Genomic DNA, 4,370 nt, shown 5'->3' with positions numbered 1-4,370 from the left:
CCGAGCTTCTTGCCCAGGTACTCGGGGGTGCGGCCGACCATCAGACCGGCCACCACGCCGCCGACCGGCACGCCGACTGGGCGGTCCGCCGCGGCCTGCTCAGCCCCTCGGAGCTGCCCCGCTACCGGGCCTACGCGCTGCACGAGCTGATCGGCCACGCCTTCCCCCGCGTCCGGGGCGCCGAACTCGACCTCCTGCTGGACATGCTGGGCTGGTTCACCATCCTGGACGACCGTTTCGACGGCCCGCCCGGCCGCCACCCCACCGAGGCCCGCGCCCTGGTCGACCCGTTGGTCGCGGTCCTCGACGGCGCCCGCGAAAGGAGCCCGTCCGACAGCCGACTCCTGCTCGCCTGGCGCGAGTTGTGGAATCGCCAGAGCGCGTCGATGTCCCCCGAGTGGCGCGCTCGGGCGGCCCGGGAGTGGCGCGCCTGTCTGGCGACCTTCCCCGCCGAGGCCGAGCACCGGGCCCGGGGCACCGTCCCCGCTCTCGGCCTCGACCTCACGGACACCATGAGGCTGCGCCGGCACGGCAGTTGCCTCTACCCGTTCATGAACATAATGGAACGGGTCCACGGCGCCGACGCCCCGGCCGCGCTGCACGCGGAACCCGCGCTGCACCAGCTGCGGGCCAACACCGCCGACGCCGCCACCCTGATCAACGACCTCTACTCGCTGAGGCGCGAGGAACGGCAGGCCGGGGCCGCGTTCAACACCGTGCTCACCCTCCAGCGGGCCCACGGCTGCACCCGCGGCCGGGCGGTCCACGCGGTGCGCGCCCGGGTGGTGCGGCTGCGGCAGGAGAGCGAGGAACTGCGCCGGGAGCTGCTGCACCGCCACCCGGCCGGGCGTTGGTACCTGGACGGCACCCGGGAGCTGGTCGCCGGCGTCCAGGCCTGGAGCAGCACCAGCGACCGCTACCTGGTGCCGGACCGCGAAGGACATCGGTGAGCGGACCGCTCCGGGGGCGCCTGCGGGCGCCCCGCTTGCGGGCTCGCCGTTTCCGGGTGCGCCGCTTCCGGGCGCGCTACTTCCGGGTGCGCTACTTCCGGGTGCGCTACTTCCGCCCGCCGAGCGCGAACAGCAGCAGCACGAAACCCGCGAACAGGTGCGTGGCGAAGATGTAGATGCCCGCGCGGATCAGCATGGCCTTGCGGCGCCGCTTCTCCTCGCTCGTACCGTCGTTGCTCGTGCTGTCGCTCATGGTGGTGTCTCTCCTCGGGTCGGACGGACGGGCCGGGCCGGGTTCAGCGGGGCCGACCGCCCGGGGCGCGCAGCTCGGTGAGCAGCGCGCCCTGGTCGGTGATCAGCTCGGTCAGGATCCGGCGGGCCGCGCGCAGCAGCTCGGCGACGTCCGGGGTGCTGAGCGCGTACACCACGGTGTTGCCCTCACGGGTCGCCGTGACCAGCTGGGTGCGGCGCAGTACCGCGAGCTGCTGGGAGAGGTTCGACGGCTCCACCTCGATCTCCGCCAGCAGCTCGCGCACCGGCCTGGGGCCGTCCTGGAGCAGCTCCAGGACCCTGATCCGCACGGGGTGGCCGAGGGTGCGGAAGAACTCCGCCTTGGCCTGGTACAGCGGTACCGGCATGGTCCGTGCGCTCCCTCGGGTCCGGCTCGGTGGTCGTCCGGCCGGGCGGGGATTCGGTGCCGCGGCCGGTAGGCATCATCGCGACAGATGAAGATTTCTTCAAGTCGTCACTGCGCGCCGGCCCTCGTCGAGGCCCGGGCCGGGGGCGCTCCGCCGGCGGGACGCGGCCGCCGCGGGACCGCTTCGCGGCCGCTGCCGGGCCGCACCCGGCCCGCGCCGGGGCATGCGAAAGCCGAGCCCGGGACGCTGCCAACTCCCGGGCTCGGCAGACACGGTGACGAGCCGTCAGCAGGCTACAGGCACATCCACCGTGGCCGGTACCTGGCCGCTCCAGAAGCCCTCGACGTCGAAGGACACGTGCACGGTGGAACCGCACGGCACGGTGGCCGTGGCGCCGTCGACCCGCACGGTGGACACCTGGAACACGGTGCGGCCGTTGACCGTGCCGAGCGAAGCGCCACCGGCCACGTTGGCGGACAGGTGGGTCACCAGCTCCTTCGGCGCCGGCGGCCACGGGGTGCCCGGGGACGGCGGGCCGGCCAGGCCGATCTTGCCGAAGACCGTAACGCTGTCGCCGGTCACATCGGCGCAGGCGTAGGTGGCCAGGCCGGCCTGGAGGCTGTAGGAGCCGCAGGTGGTCACGGTGGTGGCGGTGGTGGCGGCCGGGGCGGCGGCGAACGCGGGAACGGGGGCCGCGAGCAGGGCGACGGCGCCGGCGGCACCGGCGGCGATCCGGGCGATCCGGTTCATGGGTTCCTCCTGGAGTGGACGGGAACGGACTATGACAGGTGGCGTGGCACATATGACATTTCATAGGCCCACAGACAGAAACTTTGCCATGCGATTCACATGCCCAGACGCCGCTTTACCCTTAGAACCGAATGCCTGACCAAAATCAGACCTTCGATGGCGCAATCACTCTCGGACGGTCAAACGTTCACACCCTGCCAGGCGACGCCCGCGTTGAACCGGGGTGAACCGCATCCGAACCGCCGCCGGGACGACCCTCCTCCTGCTCGCGCTGCCGGCCGCCGCGCCGCCGCCCGCCTCGCTCCTGGGCACCGAGATCCGCCGCCTGCCCACCGAGGAGCGGGTCCTCGCCCGCACCTTCAACGCCGCCTGGGACGAGACCGGGCTCGACACCGCCCTCGGCGTCCTGCACGACCTCGACGCCCCCGCCGCCTTCCCCTGCCACCCGCGGGCCCGCGAGGCCGCGGGCCGGTCAGCCCAGCGAGGCGCGCAGGGCGTCGACCCGGGCCACGGCCTCGGTGAAGGCGTGCCGGTCCAGGCGGCCGTCGTCCAGTGCTTCGGCCAGCGCCTCGGCGGCCTCCTCGCCCTGCTGGGGGTCGCGGGCCGAGCAGAGCAGCAGGTCCATCCCGGCCTCGGCGGCGGCCAGCGCGCGGTCACCGGGGCCGCCCCACGGGGCGAGCGCCTGGGCCTCCAGGGCGTCGGTGACGGTCACGCCGTCGAAGCCGAGCCGGCCGCGCAGCTCGCCCTGGATGATCGCGGGCGAGAACCCGGCCGGGCGGTCCGCGTCCAGCGCCGGGTAGACCGCCCAGGAGGCCATCACCAGGCGCACACCCGCGGCGATGGCCGCCCGGTACGGGGCCTCGCCGCGGGAGCGCAGCTGCGACAGCGGGACGTTCAGGGTGACCGGACGCTCGTCGGTGTTCTCACCCCGGGGCGCGGCGCCGAGGCCGGGGAAGTGCTTGGCGGTCGCGGCCACGCCGAGGCCCTGCTGGGCGGCGAGGAAGGCGCCGCCCAGTTCCGCGACCTTGGCCGGGTCCTGGCTGTAGGAGCGCTCGAAGTGGTCGATGAAGTTGTCCGGCTTGTCGTAGACGTCGAGCACCGGGGCGAGGTTGAGGTTGAGCCCGGCGTCGGCGAGCGTCCGGGCGGCGCCGGCCCCGGACTCCGTCGCCGCGGCGAGCGGGTCCGCCGCCGCCCCGACGGCGCGGGCGGAGAGTTCGGGCGCACCGGGCAGCCGACGGACCTTGCCGCCCTCCTGGTCGGTCATCAGCAGCAGCGGGCGCGGGTGCGGCGCCTCCGCCGCGGCCTGCTTCAGCGCGCCGACGGCCTCGGCGAGCTGCTCCGGGCTGGTGACGTTCTCGCCGAACAGGATCACCCCGGCGGCCCGGCCCTCCCGGAGCGTCCGGAGCACCCCGGCCGGCGGCGTCGGACCGGCGTACGACAGCACGACCCGCCGCCCGGCGAGCACCCGGGAGTCCTCCCGCTCCTGGCCGGCCATCGCCACGTTCCTCTCCTCCGGGGCGTGCGCGCCGACGTGCGGACGGGCGGGCGAGCCGAGCGGCACCGGCCCGAGCGCGACGCCCATCACGGCCAGCACCACCCCGTACTGGGCGACACTTCGGAACAGGGCCATCACGCCTCCCGGGCCGGAATTTGACTTCGGCATGTCAACCTACCCCGGGGCTCGGCCCGGCACTCCCCCTGCGCAATTTCATCCGATATTCCACGTGTCAACCACCCATGGTCGCCCCGGGACGCACCCACGGCGCCTCTTGTGGATCTTGCGGGACCGGGGCGCCGCGCCGCGGTGCACGCGCCGCGAGGCGGAGGTGGGGGCACCTCCCGGCCGAGGACCGGGGGCCACCGGCCACCGACGACAGCGCCGCGAGCCGCGTGCCCCCATCCCGCGCACCCGGCAGGGACGCGCAGGACACGTCCTGGGGCGTGTCTGACAATTGGCGTCGGATCAGCGTGCGGCGTTGGGGTGCGTGCATCGCAAGGCGGAGGAGGGAGCCACTGCGGAGCATTGGCGACC

At 74.2% G+C, this 4,370-nt stretch carries 5 protein-coding genes; 1 reads left to right on the top strand and 4 read right to left on the bottom strand.

The genetic code is table 11. The features are described 5' to 3' along the window. The coding region (locus tag AB0E96_RS38725; protein WP_359831169.1) for a terpene synthase family protein at positions 1 to 950 on the top strand (950 nt) is incomplete at its 5' end. Between the two features lie 106 nt (positions 951 to 1,056). On the opposite strand, the gene AB0E96_RS38720 is transcribed toward AB0E96_RS38725, so the two are convergent. The 4 genes from AB0E96_RS38720 to AB0E96_RS38705 all read right to left on the bottom strand — a co-directional run bounded on the left by AB0E96_RS38720 (position 1,057) and on the right by AB0E96_RS38705 (position 3,968). Continuing rightward, a complete protein-coding gene (locus AB0E96_RS38720) occupies positions 1,057 to 1,203 on the bottom strand; it encodes a DUF6126 family protein (RefSeq protein WP_359831167.1) in 147 nt (48 codons plus the stop codon). Positions 1,204 to 1,246: 43 nt separating this feature from the next. After that, positions 1,247 to 1,588: a metalloregulator ArsR/SmtB family transcription factor gene (locus tag AB0E96_RS38715; protein ID WP_049656769.1), complete on the bottom strand. Its 342-nt coding sequence runs from the start codon at positions 1,586 to 1,588 to the stop codon at positions 1,247 to 1,249. A gap of 285 nt (positions 1,589 to 1,873) precedes the next feature. After that, entirely contained in the window at positions 1,874 to 2,338 is a 465-nt protein-coding gene (locus AB0E96_RS38710; protein ID WP_359831165.1) for a hypothetical protein, read from the bottom strand. Between the two features lie 472 nt (positions 2,339 to 2,810). Then, on the bottom strand, positions 2,811 to 3,968 hold the full coding sequence (locus AB0E96_RS38705; RefSeq protein ID WP_359831163.1) for a glycoside hydrolase family 3 N-terminal domain-containing protein: 1,158 nt from the start codon (positions 3,966 to 3,968) through the stop codon (positions 2,811 to 2,813). Between the last annotated feature and the right edge of the window lie 402 nt (positions 3,969 to 4,370).

Origin of the sequence: Kitasatospora sp. NPDC036755 (genome assembly GCF_040636595.1) — a bacterium.
GTDB lineage: Bacteria > Actinomycetota > Actinomycetes > Streptomycetales > Streptomycetaceae > Kitasatospora.
The sequence above is the reverse complement of the archived record's forward strand: the minus strand, read 5'-3'. Positions and strand labels throughout refer to the sequence as shown.

Excerpts from the sequence above, each read along its gene's own strand:
- AB0E96_RS38720 (WP_359831167.1), bottom strand. The coding sequence starts at position 1,203 with ATGAGCGACAGCACGAGCAACGACGGTACGAGCGAGGAGAAGCGGCGC.
- AB0E96_RS38715 (WP_049656769.1), bottom strand. The coding sequence starts at position 1,588 with ATGCCGGTACCGCTGTACCAGGCCAAGGCGGAGTTCTTCCGCACCCTC.
- AB0E96_RS38710 (WP_359831165.1), bottom strand. The coding sequence starts at position 2,338 with ATGAACCGGATCGCCCGGATCGCCGCCGGTGCCGCCGGCGCCGTCGCC.
- AB0E96_RS38705 (WP_359831163.1), bottom strand. The coding sequence starts at position 3,968 with ATGGCCCTGTTCCGAAGTGTCGCCCAGTACGGGGTGGTGCTGGCCGTG.